A 16,678-nucleotide genomic window follows, 5' to 3' on the forward strand; every position below is an offset into this window, starting at 1 on the left:
CTCGATAAATGCGAATCAGTTAGTGGCATTTTGCCTTATCCGAAGGCTTCTCTGCTGCGACATTTTTCTTGCGTGGGTATTTCCCAGTGTCGTAAGCGCAGCCTAGGTAGAGAGAGGCATGCACCAGCGCATCATGGGCGGCGACGCCGGAGCAGACAGCGAACAGCGCAGCGTGCCCGGCTTGGCAGTTGCCAAAGACGGAGTGGGCGGTGGCGGCGGATTTATCGAGTGGTGGATCGGGGACGATTTTTTTCATGTCGATGCTCACAAGTCGGAGCTGACACCGCAATCCGTTACCACCCGAATGGGTGGCAGCTGTACACGGGGTGGTAAACCGGGGTGAGCATCAATCCCGGCAGGCTCGAAAGCCTCCCGCATACAGCCGCCATTGACTGTATAGGATGATGCACACTCCGGGTTACCACGCCCGATCACCGAGATTTCGGTGATGGGTAGGAGCCTAGAGGCACGAGTTCCCAGGGACAGGCAGACGGGTATCGACAGACCGCGTAGGGTATTTCTTAGGACGACATATTTCGAGACTTCGAAACATCATCTGACATAGACGCGTGCTGGTAGCAGCGGGCTCGGAAAACAAAAAAGGCCCAGGTATTCACCTGAGCCTTGATCGATATGGCGCACTCGGCGGGATTCGAACCCACGACCCCTGCCTTCGGAGGGCAGTACTCTATCCAGCTGAGCTACGAGTGCAACGCGGGCGCCATGATACCCATCTAGGCTGGCGGCGTCCATCGTCAGAATGGCTGTGGTCGATTTCGCACACTCAAGGGGCTATAAATGACGTTGATCTGAAAAAATCAGCCGCACAGCGCTTTTTGTTCTTTTTTTCGAACACCCTATTGTCCTTTCTCCTCGTTGATCCTAGGATTCGTTTGAGATTTCAAACGCTCTCCTTTTTCTACAATCAATAATTCGCGCCGTGCCTGCACGGTGCAGTTAAGGAAGCCCGACATGCAGCTTAAAGACGCCCAGTTGTTCCGCCAGCAAGCCTTCATCAATGGAGAGTGGCTGGACGCGGACAACGGCCAGACGATCAAGGTCAACAACCCGGCAACGGGCGAGATCATCGGCACTGTGCCGAAGATGGGCGCCGCTGAAACCCGCCGTGCCATCGAGGCCGCCGACAAGGCGCTGCCGGCCTGGCGCGCGCTGACCGCCAAAGAACGTGCTGGCAAGCTGCGTCGCTGGTTCGAGCTGATGATCGAGCACCAGGACGACCTGGCTCGCCTGATGACCACCGAGCAGGGCAAGCCACTGGCCGAAGCCAAGGGCGAGATCGTCTACGCCGCTTCCTTTATCGAGTGGTTCGCTGAAGAAGCCAAGCGCGTCTACGGCGACACCATCCCGGGTCACCAGCCAGACAAGCGCCTGATCGTGATCAAGCAGCCGATCGGCGTGACCGCGGCCATTACCCCGTGGAACTTCCCGGCGGCGATGATCACCCGTAAAGCCGGCCCGGCCCTGGCCGCTGGCTGCACCATGGTGCTCAAGCCTGCTTCGCAAACCCCGTACTCGGCCCTGGCCCTGGTTGAGCTGGCCACCCGTGCCGGTATCCCGGCTGGCGTGCTGAGCGTGGTGACCGGCAGCGCCGGCGACATCGGCAGTGAGCTGACCGGCAACCCGATCGTGCGCAAGTTGTCGTTCACCGGCTCCACCGAGATCGGTCGCCAGCTGATGGCCGAATGCGCCAAGGACATCAAGAAGGTTTCCCTGGAGCTGGGCGGCAACGCGCCGTTCATCGTGTTCGACGACGCAGACCTGGATAAGGCCGTCGACGGCGCGATCATCTCCAAGTACCGCAACAACGGCCAGACCTGCGTCTGCGCCAACCGTATCTACGTGCAGGACGGCGTCTACGATGCCTTCGCCGAGAAGCTCAAGGCCGCTGTGGCCAAGCTGAAGATCGGCAACGGCCTGGAAGACGGCACCACCACCGGCCCGCTGATCGACGAAAAAGCCGTGGCCAAGGTCCAGGAGCACATTGCCGATGCAGTTGGCAAAGGCGCCCAGGTACTGACCGGCGGCAAGTTGATCGAAGGTAACTTCTTCGAGCCGACCGTGCTGGTCAACGTGCCAAACAACGCAGCGGTGGCCAAGGAAGAAACCTTCGGCCCGCTGGCGCCACTGTTCCGTTTCAAGGACGAGGCCGAAGTCATCGCCATGTCCAACGACACCGAGTTCGGTCTGGCCTCGTACTTCTATGCCCGTGACATGAGCCGTGTGTTCCGTGTCGCCGAAGCCCTGGAATACGGCATGGTCGGTATCAACACCGGTCTGATCTCCAACGAAGTCTCGCCGTTCGGCGGTATCAAGGCCTCGGGCCTGGGCCGCGAAGGTTCCAAGTACGGCATTGAGGACTACCTGGAAATCAAATACCTGTGCATCAGCATCTGATCGCAGCGTAAGGCTTTACCTCTGCCAGCGGGGCGCGAGAGCGACGTCTCGCTGGCCTTTTTACACCGTACACCCCGTGGCCTGGGCCCCTGCAGCAGTCGATCAACGCATGCTGCCTGCAGTTGAATACCGGCCACTCCGACTTGAATCGCGCCACCTTGTGGGTGGCGAATTGAGGACATTATGAGCAAGACCAACGAATCTTTGATGCAACGTCGTGTCGCCGCAGTTCCACGTGGTGTTGGCCAGATCCACCCGATCTTCGCCGAGTCGGCAAAGAACGCCACTGTCACTGACGTCGAAGGCCGCGAGTTCATCGACTTCGCCGGCGGTATCGCGGTACTGAACACCGGTCACGTGCATCCGAAGATCATCGCTGCCGTTGAAGCCCAGCTGCACAAGCTGACCCATACCTGCTTCCAGGTCCTGGCCTACGAGCCGTACGTCGAGCTGTGCGAAAAGATCAACGCCAAGGTACCAGGCGACTTCGCCAAGAAAACCCTGCTGGTCACCACCGGTTCCGAAGCCGTTGAAAACGCGGTCAAGATCGCCCGCGCCGCCACTGGCCGTGCCGGCGTGATCGCCTTCACCGGCGCTTACCACGGCCGTACCATGATGACCCTGGGCCTGACCGGTAAAGTCGTGCCTTACTCGGCCGGCATGGGCCTGATGCCAGGCGGCATCTTCCGCGCCCTGTACCCGAACGAGCTGCACGGTGTGAGCATCGACGACTCGATCGCTTCCATCGAGCGTATCTTCAAGAACGACGCCGAACCCCGTGACATCGCGGCAATCATCATCGAGCCAGTTCAGGGCGAAGGTGGTTTCTATGTTGCGCCGAAAGAGTTCATGAAGCGCCTGCGTGCCCTGTGCGACCAGCACGGCATCCTCCTGATCGCTGACGAAGTGCAGACCGGCGCTGGCCGTACCGGCACCTTCTTCGCCATGGAACAGATGGGCGTTGCTCCAGACCTGACCACCTTCGCCAAATCCATCGCTGGTGGCTTCCCGCTGGCCGGTGTGTGCGGCAAGGCCGAGTACATGGACGCCATCGCCCCAGGCGGCCTGGGCGGCACCTACGCCGGTAGCCCGATCGCTTGCGCCGCGGCCCTGGCGGTGATGGACGTGTTCGAAGAAGAGAAACTGCTGGACCGCAGCAAGGCCGTTGGCGAGCGTCTGGTCGCCGGCTTGCGCAAGATCCAGGACAAGCACCCGATCATCGGTGACGTGCGTGCCCTGGGCTCGATGATCGCGGTTGAAGTGTTCGACAAAGCCGGCTCCCACACCCCGAACGCTGCTGCTGTCGCTTCGGTCGTGGCCAAGGCGCGCGACAAGGGCCTGATCCTGCTGTCGTGCGGCACCTACGGCAACGTCCTGCGTATCCTGGTTCCGCTGACCTCGCCTGATGAGCAACTGGACCAAGGTCTGGCAATCATCGAAGAGTGCTTCGCAGAACTCGCGTAAACTGTGACGCATTAGAAGAAAAACCCGCTTCGGCGGGTTTTTTTTCGCTCAAAGGATGGCCAGGGAGCTAAGGTTGCCTACAAGGAGACACCTTGGAAGGTGCACGGGATTGCGTGTAGCGGAATATCGGGAGAGTTGTGTATGAGCGTTGTAGAGCCCGCCCAGGCACCGTGCGTGCTGATTGCCGAAGGTGATCCCTGGGTACGGGACATGCTGAGCCAGATGCTCCTCAGTGTGCGCTGCGATGCGCGCCTGCAGGTGTGCGCCGATGGCTCGCAAGCGCTGGCGGCGCTGGCCAGCAAGCCGGACCTGATCATCGCCGCACGCGAGCTGCCCGGCGGCGATGGCCTCGACCTGCTGCGCAACGTGCGTGCCAAGGGCCGCCAGCCGGTATTGCCGTTCATTCTCATGAGCAACCGCAGTGACGCCGCCAGTGTGCGCGAGGTGCTGCCGTTCGCGCCGACCGCTTACCTGAGCAAGCCGCTGAACATGGACGCCCTGCGCCAGCGCCTGGAAGACTTGTTGCTCAGCGCCGGGGAGGAGGTCGCTTGCCTGGTACCGCCGTTGCAGCCAGGCGCGACTTTGCCGCGCTTTCTGCAAGAGCGCCGCGCCACCTCCGATGGCGGCCCGCTGTTCGCTGATGTGAAGTTGGCAATCAAGCGCAGCCTGCAGCCCCAGGGCCTGGACCTCAAGGTACTGGAAGCCGAGATCCGCAACGATCCACAGGTCACCGCCGTGCTGATCGCCGCCGCCAACAGCGCTGCACTGCATCGCGACGGTGCGGTGCAGAGCCTGATGCAGGCGCTGAACAAGCTGGGCACGACCCAGAGCATGAACCTGATTCTGGGGCTGGCGCTCAAGCGTAGCGCCAAGCTCAGCGATCCAATCCTGTCGCGCCATGCCGAACACTTCTGGGGCTTGTCGCTGCACACCGCCGAATACGCGCGGACCCTGGCGCGCATGCTCGAGCTCGACCAGGAGCGCTGCTATTGTGCCGGCTTGCTGCATTGCCTGGGCGATCTGGCGCTGCTGCGATGTTTGCAGGAGTGGCAGCAGGCCGGGGGTGAGCTGGATGAGGATTCGGTGGAGTTGTCGCTCAACGAGTTTGGTGCGGCGTTCGGCTCGGCGCTGCGTACCCGCTGGCGGCTACCGCTGGAGCTGCGTGAACTGATTGCGGCGATCTACCAGTTGGGCGGCGGGGTGTATTCGCGCGATGCGCTGGTGATGAACCTGGCCGGGCAGTTGGCGCGCTTGCCGGCGGATCAGGGGTTGGAAGGCCTGGCTGAAAGCAAGACGGCGCGCTTGCTCAAGGTGGGGATGGCGGAGCTGGGCAGGTTGCGCAAGGTTTGAGATTTTGGGGTCGATTTGCGGCCCAATCGCTGGCAAGGCCAGCTCCCACAGGGTTTGCATGCCCCGGCCCTTGTGGGAACTGGCTTGCCAGCGATGCTTTTCAGCCTCTTACAATCTGATTCTTGCCCTGGCGCTTGGCCTGGTACATCGCCGCATCCGCCCGGGCAAACAGGCTGTCCAGCGACTCGTCGGCCTCGGTGATCCCGGTCAGGCCCTGGCTCACCGTCACCCCGAATACCTTGTCGTCATGGCTGAAGCTCAAGCGCTGGATCTCGCGCTGCAGGCGCTCGGCGATGTGCTGGGCAATTTCCGGCGTGCAGCCCGGAAACACCGCGGCGAACTCCTCGCCACCAATGCGCCCGAACTGGTCGCCACGGCGCAGCACCGCCTTGCCGGTATCAGCGATGCGCTGTAGCACATAGTCGCCTTCCTGGTGGCCGTAGGTGTCGTTGATCTGCTTGAAGTCATCGATGTCGAGCAGCAGGAACGCTAACGGCGCCTGCTCCCGTCGTGCGGTTTCGAAGGCATGCTGGGCGCACTCGAAGAAGTGTCGGCGGTTGCTGCTCTGGGTCAGTACGTCGGTGGTCGCCAGGCGCTGCAGCTCGCCTTCGAGCTGCTTCTTTTCGGTGATGTCCTCGGCCATGCCGACAATGATCACCCGCTGGTCCGGCATGGCCTGTTGGCTGATGAAGCATTTGTCGCTGATCCAGCGCACCTGGCCGTCGGCGGCGATGATGCGGTACTCGCGATCCTCCACTGCGCCTTTTTCCAGCACTTGCGCCAGGCTCCGTTCGGCGTAGTCCAGGTCATCGGGGTAGATGCTGTCGCGCCATTCGTTGAAGTCGGCCAGCAACAGGCCGGCCGGGCGGCCAAAAATGCGCTCGTAGGCGGGACTGACGTAGAGCACCTGGCGGCTTTCCCAGTCGAATGCCCAGAGCACGGCATTGACGCTGTCGAGCAAAGAGCTGAACAGTTGTTCACGCTCACTCAGGCGCGCGACTTCGCCTTGGGCATGCATCAGGGCCAGAAGGGTTTGGGCGGCTTCAGGTGGCGGGTTGCAGGCCAGGGTTGTTGGAGTGTTCTTGACCATTTGCGCGGAAATTCTCACGACTGGGGCGTGCGGCCACGACCCGGCCCGCCACGCGGGCGATATGCCTGTCAGAGTGAGATTCGGCGGCTAAGTTCCGGTCGGCGCGCCGCTAAGCCGGCGCGCCGATCAACGGCATCAGGCCAGGGCAGGGCGCAGCGAGTAGGTCTTGAGCTGGGCGGCGAAGTCGCGCAGCGACTGGATACCGCTGGCCTCGGCTTCGTGGACCCAGTCTTTCATGGCCGCGAGCATGTCGTGGCCGTTGGCGCTGGTGCGCGCCCAGATCTGTTGCAGGGCCAGGCGTTTCTCGTAGATGGTTTTCAGTGCCTGGCTGTGCTCGAGCATGGTCTGGATGCGCAGGTGATGACGGTCTTCCAGCAGGCTGGTTTCCCGCGACAGCAAACGCTTGGCACGGCGGAACTGGTGACGGACCGAATCGTCGACCCGCGCCAGCTCCTGCTGGACCAGCGGCGCGATCACCAGCTTGCGGTACTGGGCCATGATCTGGAAGCGGTTGTTGAGGATCGCCATGGCGGTGTCCATGTCCAGCTGGCCCTTGCCTTCGACCCGGTGGGCGATAGGCGCGACGCGCTGCACCTTGGCCAGGCGCAGCCAGCAGAACAGCTTGATCCAGGCCCAGCCCATGTCGAACTCCCAGCGCTTGACCGACAGCTTGGCCGAGTTGGGGTAGGTGTGGTGGTTGTTGTGCAGCTCTTCACCGCCAATGATGATGCCCCAGGGCACCAGGTTGGTGGCGGCGTCGCGGCACTCGAAGTTGCGATAGCCGACCGCATGGCCCAGGCCGTTGACCACGCCGGCAGCCCAGAATGGAATCCACATCATCTGCACGGCCCAGATGGTGATGCCGGCGGTGCCGAACAGCAGCAGGTCGATCACCGCCATCAGGGCGATGCCGCCGAGCTTGTAGCGGCTGTAGAGGTTGCGTTCGATCCAGTCTTCCGGGCAGTTCTTGCCGTAGATGCGCAGGGTTTCCGGGTTCTGTGCCTCTTCGCGGTACAGCTCGGCGCCCTTGCGCAGCACCGTCGACAGGCCCTTGATGACCGGGCTGTGCGGGTCGTCGACGGTTTCGCATTTGGCGTGGTGCTTGCGGTGGATGGCGGTCCACTCGCGGGTGTTCTGCGCCGTGGTCAGCCACAGCCAGAAACGGAAAAAGTGCTTGAGCCCGGCGTTGAGTTCCAGCGAGCGGTGGGCGGAATAACGGTGCAGGTAAACGGTAACGCTGACGATGGTCACATGCGTCATTACCAGGGTAACTGCCAGCAATTGCCACACTGACAAGTTGAGCAAACCTTCGTACCACATAGGCGAAATGGCCCTCAAAAACATAGGGAACAGCGGGAAACATTATCCCTGCGCCAGCAAATAAAACCAGTCGGCCTTTTAGATAGGAGGTCACCGGATGTTTCTACCCTATAATCCCCCACAAATTTTTGTGGGTTTGCCCGGGACCTTATGTCTGCTTCCATTCGAGACGCCATGCGCATGGCGGCGCTCTACCTTGTGCTATCGGTATTGTGGCTGGCACTGTCTGATCAATTATTGAACAGTCTTTTCGATGCGCCTGAGCAAATCGGCCGCTGGCAGCTGATCAGCGCGCATTTCTGGGTGTTGTGCAGCGCCCTGCTGATTTTTGTCTCGCGCGCCCGCCTGCTCAATTTCATCGGCGTCGGTGTGCGCTTGCGCCGTGAAGACCGCGAGCGTCTGCGCATGGCTGCCGCGGTGTTCGACAGCACCCTGGAAGGGGTGCTGGTTACCGACCGCGATGGCCTGATCGTGCATGTGAATCGGGCATTCATGCAGATCACCGGTTACGACAAGGACGAAGTGCTTGGCCAGCGCCCGAGCAAGTTCAAGTCCGGCCGCCATGTTGCCGCGTTCTACCAGCAGATTTACGCCACCCTGGCGCAAAAGGGCGAGTGGAGCGGCGAGATCTGGAACCGGCGCAAAAGCGGCGAGGTGTATCCGCAATGGCAGACGATTTGCGCCATCCGCGATGACAGCGGCGAGTTGAGCCATTACGTCGCGGTGTTCAGCGACATCAGCGCGATCAAGCATTCCGAGCGCGAGCTGGCGTATCTGGCCCATCACGACCCGCTCACCGACCTGCCCAACCGCCTGCTGTTCAACGACCGCACCGCGCAGGCACTGGCTGCGGCACAGACCAACAAGCGCGGTTGCGCCTTGCTGCTGCTCGACCTGGACCACTTCCAGAGCATCAACGACAGCCTTGGCCACAACATTGGCGACCAGTTGCTCAAGGTGGTCGGTGAGCGCTTGCGCTCGCTCCTGGGCAATGGTGTGACCCTGGCCCGCCTGGGCGGTGACGAGTTCGCCGTGCTGGCCGAAAACTGCTCGCAGGTCGGCCAGGCCGCAGCCTTGGCGCAGAGCATCATCGATGGCATGAAAGCGCCATTCGAGGTCGATAGCCAGCGCTTGTTCATCAGCGTCAGCATCGGCATCAGCCTGTTCCCCAGCGACGCCTTGAGCGCCGAGCAGTTGCTGCGCAATGCCGACTCCGCGCTGTTCAAGGCCAAGAGCAGCGGCCGTGCCGGTTATGCGCTGTACACCGAAGAGCTGACCGCTCACGCCCAGCAGCGGGTCGAGACCGCTGGCGAGCTGCGCCGGGCCTTGGAGCAGGAAGAGCTGCGGGTCTATTACCAGCCGGTACATGACCTGTGCAGCGGCAAGATGATCGGTGTCGAGGCGCTGGTGCGCTGGCAGCATCCGCAGCGCGGGCTGGTGCCGCCCGGGGAGTTCATCCCGATTGCCGAACGCACTGGGCTGATTGCCGATATCGACACCTGGGTGTTGCGCCAGGCCTGCCTGCAGAGGGTGCAATGGCAGGCCGAGGGGCGGGCGCTGGAATTTGTTGCAGTGAATATCTCCAGCCGCCTGTTTGGTCATCGTGACCTTTATCAGCAAGTGGCGCAGGTGCTGCACGACACGGCGCTGGACCCGGCGTTGCTGGAGCTGGAGGTTACCGAAAGCGCGGTGATGGACGACCCTGAAGTAGCCCTTGAGCAATTGCATCGGCTGCGTGAGTTGGGCTTGCGCCTGGCCATCGATGACTTTGGCACCGGCTATTCGTCGTTGCTGCGGCTCAAGCGCCTGCCGGTGCAGAAGCTCAAGATCGACCAGGGTTTTGTCGCCGGCTTGCCCTGTGATGAAGACGATGTGGCGATTGTGCGGGTGATTATCGCCCTGGCCCGGAGCATGGGCATGCTGGTGCATGCCGAGGGCATCGAGCAGGCCGAGCAGGCGCGCTTTCTGCTGGAGCAACAGTGTCAGCTGGGCCAGGGCTACTGGTTCGGGCGGCCGGTGCCGGCGCAGCAATTGCGCTGGGCCTGAGGGCCCTATCGCGGGGCGGTGATCCGACTGGTCCCGCGAAACTCTATTTCAGTTATATAAAAATTCTTAAATAGTATTTTTAAGAATATTCGCGTCCCCCTAAGATTGCCCTCAAGCCAGGCGCAGTCGCTCCCCTTCACGCACTGCACGGCACCCATATCACAGGAGCACGAGCATGAGCGCATCTCTGCGTAGCGTTGACGGTCAGGACGAAGCCACCATTCTGCGCGAAATCCAGAGCGCCCTGCGTGACCTGCGGTTTGGCGCGGTGGAAATCACCGTGCACAACGCCCAGGTCGTGCAGATCGAACGCAAGGAAAAGTTCCGCCTGCAGAACCCCGGCAACAAGCCCAGCTGATTATCGCGCCACCTAATTAGAAAAATACGCCAATCGGGAGCTTCACCATGTCCATCCGCCGTTATGCCCTGGCCGCCCTCGCCAGCGCCGTTTTTGCCGGTTCCGCAATCGCCAAGGACTACGAACTGCTGAACGTGTCCTATGATCCGACCCGCGAGTTGTATCAGCAGTACAACGCCGAGTTCGTCAAGCACTGGCAGCAGGCTCACCCGGACGACAAGGTGAAGATCCAGCAGTCCCACGGTGGTTCGGGCAAGCAGGCCCGCGCGGTGATCGACGGCCTGCGCGCCGACGTGGTGACCCTGGCCCTGGCCGGCGACATCGACGAAGTGGCCAAGCTCGGCAAGACCCTGCCGGACAACTGGCAGACCCGCCTGCCGGACGCCAGCACCCCCTACACCTCGACCATCGTGTTCCTGGTGCGCAAGGGCAACCCGAAAGGCATCAAGGACTGGGGCGACCTGATCAAGAAAGACGTCTCGGTCATCACGCCGAACCCGAAAACCTCCGGCGGCGCCCGCTGGAACTTCCTCGCTGCCTGGGCCTACGGTCTGAAAAGCGGTGGCAGCGAAGCCAAGGCCCAGGCATACGTGAAAGAGCTGTTCAAGCACGTACCGGTACTGGACACCGGCGCCCGTGGCTCGACCATCACCTTCGTCAACAACGGTCAGGGTGACGTGTTGCTGGCCTGGGAAAACGAAGCCTTCCTGGCCCTCAAGGAAGATGGTGGCGCCGACAAGTTCGAGATCGTCGTGCCGTCGCTGTCGATCCTCGCCGAGCCGCCCGTGGCGGTGGTCGACAAGAACGCGCAGAAGAAGGGCAACGAGCAGATCGCCGAGGAATACCTCAAGCACCTGTACAGCCCGGCCGGGCAGAAGATTGCCGCCGAGAACTTCTACCGCCCGCGTGATCCGAAAGTCGCTGCCGAATACGCCAAGCAGTTCCCGAAACTGGACCTGGTGACTATCGACAAAGACTTCGGTGGCTGGAAGACTGCCCAACCCAAGTTCTTCAACGATGGTGGCGTGTTCGACCAGATCTACACGGCGCAGTGATGCAATGCCCGTCAGGATAATCGCCGTTCAGTAGCCAGCATGGGCCCGGGATTCGTCCCGGGCTTCGTGCGTTCAACCAGGGACCTTTATGTCACGTCGTATTTCCCCCGTCATACCCGGCTTCGGGCTGACGCTGGGCTACACCTTGGTGTACCTCAGCCTGATTGTGCTGATACCGCTGGCCGCCATGTTCATACATGCCGCCCAGCTCACCTGGGAGCAGTTCTGGGCCATCGTCAGCGCACCGCGAGTGCTCGCGGCGCTCAAGCTGAGCTTCGGCACGGCCCTCTACGCTGCCATCATCAACGGTATCATCGGTACCCTGCTGGCCTGGGTGCTGGTGCGCTATACCTTCCCCGGGCGCAAGATCATCGATGCCATGATCGACCTGCCGTTCGCCCTGCCCACGGCGGTGGCCGGTATCGCCTTGACCGCGCTGTACGCACCGGCCGGCCTGGTTGGCCAGTTCGCCACCGACCTGGGTTTCAAGATTGCTTACACCCCGCTGGGTATCACCCTGGCGCTGACCTTCGTGACCCTGCCGTTCGTGGTGCGTACGGTGCAGCCGGTGCTGGCCGACATCCCCCGTGAAGTCGAAGAGGCCGCCGCCTGCCTGGGTGCCAAGCCGCTGCAGGTGTTTCGCTATGTGCTGGCGCCGGCACTGTTGCCGGCATGGCTGACCGGCTTTGCCCTGGCTTTTGCCCGGGGCGTTGGCGAGTATGGTTCGGTGATCTTCATCGCCGGCAACATGCCGATGAAGACCGAGATCCTGCCGCTGCTGATCATGGTCAAGCTCGACCAGTACGACTACACCGGCGCCACCGCCATCGGCGTGTTGATGCTGGTGGTTTCCTTCATCCTGTTGCTGCTGATCAACCTGCTGCAGCGGCGCATCGAAACCCCTTGAAGGAGGCCACGTCCATGTCTGCGACTTCTATTGGCGCGGCCGCTTCGGCCAACGCCGCCCGCCGTGGCAGTGCCACTTCACGGCGCATCCTGATCAGCCTTGGCTGGTTGATCTTTGCCCTGTTCCTGCTGCTGCCGCTGGTGATCGTGGTGTCCCAGGGCCTGAAAATGGGCCTGGGAACGTTCTTCGAGGCGATCTTCGAGCCCGACGCCTTGTCGGCGCTGAAGCTGACCCTGATCGCCGTGGCCATCTCGGTGCCGCTGAACCTGGTGTTCGGGGTCAGCGCCGCCTGGTGCGTGAGCAAGTACACCTTCCGTGGCAAGAGCATCCTGGTCACCCTTATCGACCTGCCATTTTCGGTGTCGCCGGTGATCGCAGGCCTGGTCTACGTGCTGATGTTCGGTGCCCAGGGCCTGTTCGGGCCGTGGCTGCAGGATCACGACATCCAGATCGTCTTCGCCTTGCCGGGCATTGTTCTGGCGACCATCTTCGTCACCGTGCCGTTCGTGGCTCGTGAACTGATCCCGCTGATGCAGGAGCAGGGCACCCAGGAAGAGGAGGCCGCGCGCCTGCTCGGTGCCAACGGCTGGCAAATGTTCTGGCACGTGACCCTGCCCAACATCAAATGGGGCCTGATCTACGGCGTGGTGTTGTGTACCGCGCGGGCGATGGGTGAGTTTGGTGCGGTGTCGGTGGTGTCCGGGCACATTCGCGGGGTGACCAACACCTTGCCGCTGCACGTCGAGATCCTCTACAACGAATACAACCACGTTGCGGCCTTCAGCGTCGCCAGCCTGTTGCTGATCCTGGCGCTCTTCATCCTGCTGCTCAAGCAGTGGAGCGAGTCCCGTATTAACCGTCTGCGCCATAACGCGGCGGAGGAATAATTCATGTCGATCGAAGTTCGTAACGTCAGCAAGCGCTTCAACGCTTTCCAGGCACTGGACAGCATCAACCTGGATATCCACAGCGGCGAGCTGGTGGCCTTGCTCGGCCCGTCCGGCTGCGGCAAGACCACCCTGCTGCGGATCATCGCCGGGCTGGAAACCCCCGACCAGGGCAGCATCGTCTTCCACGGCGAAGACGTCTCCGGCCACGACGTGCGTGATCGCAACGTCGGTTTCGTGTTCCAGCACTACGCGTTGTTCCGCCACATGAGCGTGTTCGACAACGTCGCCTTCGGCTTGCGCATGAAGCCCAAGGGCGAGCGCCCGAGCGAGAGCAAGATTGCCGAGAAGGTCCACGAGCTGCTGAACATGGTCCAGCTCGACTGGCTCAGCGACCGTTACCCGGAACAGTTGTCTGGCGGCCAGCGCCAGCGTATTGCCCTGGCCCGCGCCCTGGCGGTGGAGCCCAAGGTGCTGCTGCTCGACGAGCCGTTCGGTGCGCTGGATGCCAAGGTGCGTAAAGAGCTGCGCCGCTGGTTGGCGCGCCTGCACGAGGACATCAACCTGACGTCGGTGTTCGTCACCCATGACCAGGAAGAAGCCATGGAAGTTGCTGACCGTATCGTGGTGATGAACAAGGGCGTGATCGAGCAGATCGGCTCGCCGGGCGAGGTCTACGAGAACCCGGCCAGCGACTTTGTTTATCACTTCCTCGGCGACTCCAACCGCCTGCACCTGAGTGAAGGCCACCACGTGTTGTTCCGCCCGCATGAAGTGTCGCTGTCGCGTCACGAGATCGAGGGCCACCACCCGGCCGAAGTACGCGATATCCGCCCGCTGGGGGCAACTACCCGGGTGACCTTGAAGGTCGAAGGGCAGAGCGAGCTGATCGAGGCCGAGGTGGTCAAGGACCATGACAGCCTGAGTGGTTTGGCGCGCGGCGAGACCTTGTTCTTCAAGCCCAAGGTCTGGCAGAAAGTGGCCAATATCTAAGGGCCTCATCGCTGGCAAGCCAGCTCCCACAGGTACTGCATACACTGAACCCTGTGGGAGCTGGCTTGCCAGCGATGGGCTGCAAAGCAGCCCCTACCACACCCCGATCTTCACCACGCTATCCTCCCGCGGCTCGCCATAACGAAACCACTGCCCACGCCGCTCGATTTCGGCATGGCTGATGGTGGTCCGCCGCTTCAAGCCCCTTAGCCATTCGAACAAGTAGCTCTGGTGCGTCTCGCGCACATCCGCATAGGCCGGATCCGCGCCCAGGTCGTGCAATTCCTGCGGGTCATTGAGCAGGTCGAACAGCTGCGCGCGAAAGCCGTCATAGGCCAGGTACTTCCAGCGCTCGCTGCGCACCATGGTCATCCGGCAACGGTCGATTGGCTGGCCCAGGCGCTCACGGGCCGGGGCCTGGAAGGCATAGTCGTACTCGGCGATGGCGTAGCTGCGCCAGGTGCTGGCCGTGCCATGCAATAGCGGAATCAGCGAGCGCCCCTCCAGCCGATGCTCCGCACCCGGCAGCCCCAGCGCTTCGAGAAAGGTCGGCAACGCATCGATGGTCTCCACCAAGCGCTCATCCACCGTGCCCCGGCTGACATCGGCCGCCGCGCGCGGATCACGCACGATCAACGGCACACCCACCGCAGGCTCGAGCAAAAACTCCTTTTCGCCCAAGCCATGGTCGCCGAGAAAATCACCATGGTCACTGGTGAACACGATCAGCGTGTCATCCCAGCGCCCATTGCTTTGCAACACATCGAACAGGCGCCCGAGCTGGTCGTCGATCTGTTTGATCAGGCCCATGTAGGTGGGGATCACTTTCAGGCGTACTTCTTCGCGAGAGAAGTTGAGGCTTTCCTGGTGCTGGCGGAACGCGGCATACACTGGGTGATTGTTGTCTTGCTGAACGGGTATGGCTGCCTGCACCTGGCTGGCGCGGTACAACGCGTGGTACGGCGCGGGGGCGATGTAGGGCCAGTGCGGCTTGATGTACGACAGGTGCAGGCACCAGGGGTGCTCGCCCTGGGCCTGGATGAAGTCGATGGCGCGGTCGGTGGTATAGACCGTCTCCGAATGCTGCTCGGGCAGGCGCGTTGGCAGGTCGGCGTTGCGCATGTGCCAGCCGCTGAGGATTTCACCGTCGTCGCCTTCGGCGGCATTGGCCCAGCTGTGCCAGGGGTTTTCGCCGGCAAAGCCGTGGTCGCGCAGGTAGCGGGTGTAGGGCGCGCTTTCGCGTTTGTCGGCGAACAGCGAATCGTCGGGGAAGATCCCGTCGTGACGGGCAACGGGCTCGAAACCCACCTCGTTGAGTTGTTCGGCCATGCTCCCGAGCGGGTCGATGGCCAGTTGTTGCAAGGCTTCCTGGTTCGGCGTGGCGTGGGTCTTGCCCACCAGCGCGGTGCGAACTCCGGCGGGCCGCAGGTAGTCACCGAGGGTCAGTTCATCCAGCGGCAGCGGCACGCCGTTCCAGGCTACCTGATGGCTGCTGACGTAACGTCCGGTGTAGGCCGACATCCTCGACGGGCCGCAGATGGTGCCTTGGGTATAGGCGCGGCTGAAGCGCACCCCGGCGGCCAGGCGGTCGATGTTCGGCGTGTGCAGGTGGCGGTGGCCGTAGCACGAGAGGTAATCGCGACGCAGTTGGTCGCACATGATGTACAGCACGTTGCGCACGGCAGTGGGGTGGGGCATGGCAGTCACCTGAGCGAATTTCAGCTGACTGTTTTCGCCGCCCGAGGCACGCATCACAAGCGCATTTGGCGAATGCTGGCGATGCGTGCCGCGCAATGGCTCAGATCGCCAGCTGCTCCAGGCTGCAGGTGTCCAGGGCGCGGTCGGCCTGATCGGTGAGGATGATCTGCTCGATCATTGCCTCGGCCAGCGGCGACAGGCGCAGGCGCGCCTGGCTGACGATGCCATAGCGGGTGTAGAGCTCCTCGCAGTTGTCACCCAGGCCGTCGATGTTCAGCCGTACCAGCTTGCCATTAGCGTTGTGCAGGGCGTCGCTGTACGAACCGCAGATGCCGATCGCATCGGAGTTGAGCACGACGCCAAGCAGGCTGTAACTGTTCTCGCACTCGACGTTGGCGACGAAATCCGGGCGACCGCTCAGGTCGGCGATCACCTTGCGCAGGTTTGGCGGACGCAAGGTGACGGCCAGTGGGTACTGCAACAGCTGCTCGGCGCTGACGCCGGGCAGCGCCGCCAGCGGATGCCCGGCTCGGCAGCAGAAGTGCCAGCGCCGTGGGCGCAAGCGCAGGGTCTGGTACTGCGGATCGGCTTCGAAGTGGCGGGTGTCGGCAACGAAGAATTCGAATTCCTCGGCCAGCAGGCGCTTGTTCAGGCTCTGCCAGTCATCGACCTGAAACTGCACCCGTGCCTTGGGGTAGCGGCCGATGAAGCCGCCAATCGCCCGCGGTACCAGGCCCGCTGCTGGCGCCGGGCCGCAGCCGAAACGCAGCTCGCCCGCCTCCAGGCCATTGAACTGGCTGATTTCGTTGCTCAGCTGGCGCGCGCCACCGACCAGCCGCCGCGCGTGTTCGAGCACCACCAGGCCTTGCTTGGTCGGCGGCAGCTCCTTGTGCGAGCGGTCCACCAACTGGCAGCCGGCACTGTGCTCCAGGGCCTGGATGCTACGGCTGAAGGCCGATTGCGAGAGGTTCACCGCGGTCGCCGCGGCGACGAAGCTGCGGTGCTCGGCGAGGGCGATCAGGTGGCGGAGTTGGCGCAGGTCTATATGCATTTTTCACATAAAAAGTATCGGGCAAATGCATTTGCTCTGCCTCT

14 protein-coding genes and 1 tRNA gene are annotated in these 16,678 nt (G+C 62.4%); 9 read left to right on the plus strand and 6 right to left on the minus strand.

From position 1 onward, the window contains the following. Positions 1 to 19 precede the first annotated feature (19 nt). Together KHO53_RS11360 and KHO53_RS11365 are read right to left on the minus strand one after the other, a co-directional pair. Positions 20 to 256, minus strand: a complete 237-nt coding sequence (locus KHO53_RS11360; protein ID WP_213570308.1) for a DUF3077 domain-containing protein — start codon at positions 254 to 256, stop codon at positions 20 to 22. 378 nt (positions 257 to 634) lie between these two features. Then, positions 635 to 711, minus strand: a tRNA-Arg gene (locus KHO53_RS11365). Positions 712 to 972: 261 nt separating this feature from the next. Here KHO53_RS11365 and gabD point away from each other — a divergent pair. The 3 genes from gabD to KHO53_RS11380 all read left to right on the plus strand — a co-directional run bounded on the left by gabD (position 973) and on the right by KHO53_RS11380 (position 5,229). Beyond that, positions 973 to 2,415, plus strand: a complete 1,443-nt coding sequence (gabD, locus tag KHO53_RS11370) for an NADP-dependent succinate-semialdehyde dehydrogenase (protein ID WP_010222091.1) — start codon at positions 973 to 975, stop codon at positions 2,413 to 2,415. A 183-nt stretch (positions 2,416 to 2,598) separates the two neighbouring features. Next, positions 2,599 to 3,879 carry a 4-aminobutyrate--2-oxoglutarate transaminase gene (gabT, locus tag KHO53_RS11375; RefSeq protein WP_010222092.1) on the plus strand — a complete coding sequence of 427 codons (1,281 nt, stop codon included), beginning with the start codon at positions 2,599 to 2,601 and terminating at the stop codon, positions 3,877 to 3,879. 141 nt (positions 3,880 to 4,020) lie between these two features. Further along, positions 4,021 to 5,229, plus strand: coding sequence for a response regulator (locus KHO53_RS11380; RefSeq protein WP_100782589.1), 1,209 nt, complete (start codon positions 4,021 to 4,023; stop codon positions 5,227 to 5,229). 100 nt (positions 5,230 to 5,329) lie between these two features. Here KHO53_RS11380 and KHO53_RS11385 read toward each other — a convergent pair whose 3' ends face one another. Together KHO53_RS11385 and desA are read right to left on the minus strand one after the other, a co-directional pair. Next, positions 5,330 to 6,319 carry a GGDEF domain-containing protein gene (locus KHO53_RS11385; protein WP_010222094.1) on the minus strand — a complete coding sequence of 330 codons (990 nt, stop codon included), beginning with the start codon at positions 6,317 to 6,319 and terminating at the stop codon, positions 5,330 to 5,332. A gap of 135 nt (positions 6,320 to 6,454) precedes the next feature. Next, a complete protein-coding gene (desA, locus tag KHO53_RS11390; RefSeq protein WP_010222095.1) occupies positions 6,455 to 7,639 on the minus strand; it encodes a delta-9 fatty acid desaturase DesA in 1,185 nt (394 codons plus the stop codon). A gap of 150 nt (positions 7,640 to 7,789) precedes the next feature. Between desA and dibA the strand changes: the two genes are divergently transcribed. The 6 genes from dibA to KHO53_RS11420 all read left to right on the plus strand — a co-directional run bounded on the left by dibA (position 7,790) and on the right by KHO53_RS11420 (position 13,885). Then, positions 7,790 to 9,685, plus strand: a complete 1,896-nt coding sequence (gene dibA / locus KHO53_RS11395; protein WP_036995351.1) for a phosphodiesterase DibA — start codon at positions 7,790 to 7,792, stop codon at positions 9,683 to 9,685. A 175-nt stretch (positions 9,686 to 9,860) separates the two neighbouring features. Further along, the gene (gene oscA / locus KHO53_RS11400; protein WP_007941032.1) at positions 9,861 to 10,043 is read left to right on the plus strand and encodes a sulfur starvation response protein OscA; all 183 of its coding nucleotides are present in this window, start codon (positions 9,861 to 9,863) and stop codon (positions 10,041 to 10,043) included. 47 nt (positions 10,044 to 10,090) lie between these two features. Continuing rightward, a complete protein-coding gene (locus KHO53_RS11405) occupies positions 10,091 to 11,098 on the plus strand; it encodes a sulfate ABC transporter substrate-binding protein (RefSeq protein ID WP_213570309.1) in 1,008 nt (335 codons plus the stop codon). An 88-nt stretch (positions 11,099 to 11,186) separates the two neighbouring features. Continuing rightward, entirely contained in the window at positions 11,187 to 12,005 is an 819-nt protein-coding gene (gene cysT, locus KHO53_RS11410) for a sulfate ABC transporter permease subunit CysT (protein ID WP_010222098.1), read from the plus strand. A 14-nt stretch (positions 12,006 to 12,019) separates the two neighbouring features. Continuing rightward, a complete protein-coding gene (gene cysW, locus KHO53_RS11415) occupies positions 12,020 to 12,892 on the plus strand; it encodes a sulfate ABC transporter permease subunit CysW (protein WP_010222099.1) in 873 nt (290 codons plus the stop codon). Between the two features lie 3 nt (positions 12,893 to 12,895). Beyond that, positions 12,896 to 13,885: a sulfate/molybdate ABC transporter ATP-binding protein gene (locus KHO53_RS11420; protein ID WP_010222100.1), complete on the plus strand. Its 990-nt coding sequence runs from the start codon at positions 12,896 to 12,898 to the stop codon at positions 13,883 to 13,885. 93 nt (positions 13,886 to 13,978) lie between these two features. On the opposite strand, the gene KHO53_RS11425 is transcribed toward KHO53_RS11420, so the two are convergent. Together KHO53_RS11425 and KHO53_RS11430 are read right to left on the minus strand one after the other, a co-directional pair. Then, the gene (locus tag KHO53_RS11425) at positions 13,979 to 15,583 is read right to left on the minus strand and encodes an alkaline phosphatase family protein (protein WP_213570310.1); all 1,605 of its coding nucleotides are present in this window, start codon (positions 15,581 to 15,583) and stop codon (positions 13,979 to 13,981) included. A 100-nt stretch (positions 15,584 to 15,683) separates the two neighbouring features. Beyond that, on the minus strand, positions 15,684 to 16,634 hold the full coding sequence (locus KHO53_RS11430) for a LysR family transcriptional regulator (protein WP_213570311.1): 951 nt from the start codon (positions 16,632 to 16,634) through the stop codon (positions 15,684 to 15,686). Positions 16,635 to 16,678 lie beyond the last annotated feature (44 nt).

Origin of the sequence: Pseudomonas sp. RC2C2 (genome assembly GCF_018390435.1) — a bacterium.
GTDB lineage: Bacteria > Pseudomonadota > Gammaproteobacteria > Pseudomonadales > Pseudomonadaceae > Aquipseudomonas > Aquipseudomonas donghuensis.

Coding starts and splice junctions, on each gene's coding strand:
- KHO53_RS11385 (WP_010222094.1), bottom strand. CDS start 6,319: ATGGTCAAGAACACTCCAACAACCCTGGCCTGCAACCCGCCACCTGAA.
- desA (WP_010222095.1), bottom strand. CDS start 7,639: ATGTGGTACGAAGGTTTGCTCAACTTGTCAGTGTGGCAATTGCTGGCA.
- KHO53_RS11420 (WP_010222100.1), top strand. CDS start 12,896: ATGTCGATCGAAGTTCGTAACGTCAGCAAGCGCTTCAACGCTTTCCAG.
- gabD (WP_010222091.1), top strand. CDS start 973: ATGCAGCTTAAAGACGCCCAGTTGTTCCGCCAGCAAGCCTTCATCAAT.
- cysW (WP_010222099.1), top strand. CDS start 12,020: ATGTCTGCGACTTCTATTGGCGCGGCCGCTTCGGCCAACGCCGCCCGC.
- dibA (WP_036995351.1), top strand. CDS start 7,790: ATGTCTGCTTCCATTCGAGACGCCATGCGCATGGCGGCGCTCTACCTT.
- gabT (WP_010222092.1), top strand. CDS start 2,599: ATGAGCAAGACCAACGAATCTTTGATGCAACGTCGTGTCGCCGCAGTT.
- KHO53_RS11430 (WP_213570311.1), bottom strand. CDS start 16,634: ATGCATATAGACCTGCGCCAACTCCGCCACCTGATCGCCCTCGCCGAG.
- cysT (WP_010222098.1), top strand. CDS start 11,187: ATGTCACGTCGTATTTCCCCCGTCATACCCGGCTTCGGGCTGACGCTG.
- KHO53_RS11380 (WP_100782589.1), top strand. CDS start 4,021: ATGAGCGTTGTAGAGCCCGCCCAGGCACCGTGCGTGCTGATTGCCGAA.
- KHO53_RS11405 (WP_213570309.1), top strand. CDS start 10,091: ATGTCCATCCGCCGTTATGCCCTGGCCGCCCTCGCCAGCGCCGTTTTT.
- KHO53_RS11425 (WP_213570310.1), bottom strand. CDS start 15,583: ATGCCCCACCCCACTGCCGTGCGCAACGTGCTGTACATCATGTGCGAC.
- KHO53_RS11360 (WP_213570308.1), bottom strand. CDS start 256: ATGAAAAAAATCGTCCCCGATCCACCACTCGATAAATCCGCCGCCACC.
- oscA (WP_007941032.1), top strand. CDS start 9,861: ATGAGCGCATCTCTGCGTAGCGTTGACGGTCAGGACGAAGCCACCATT.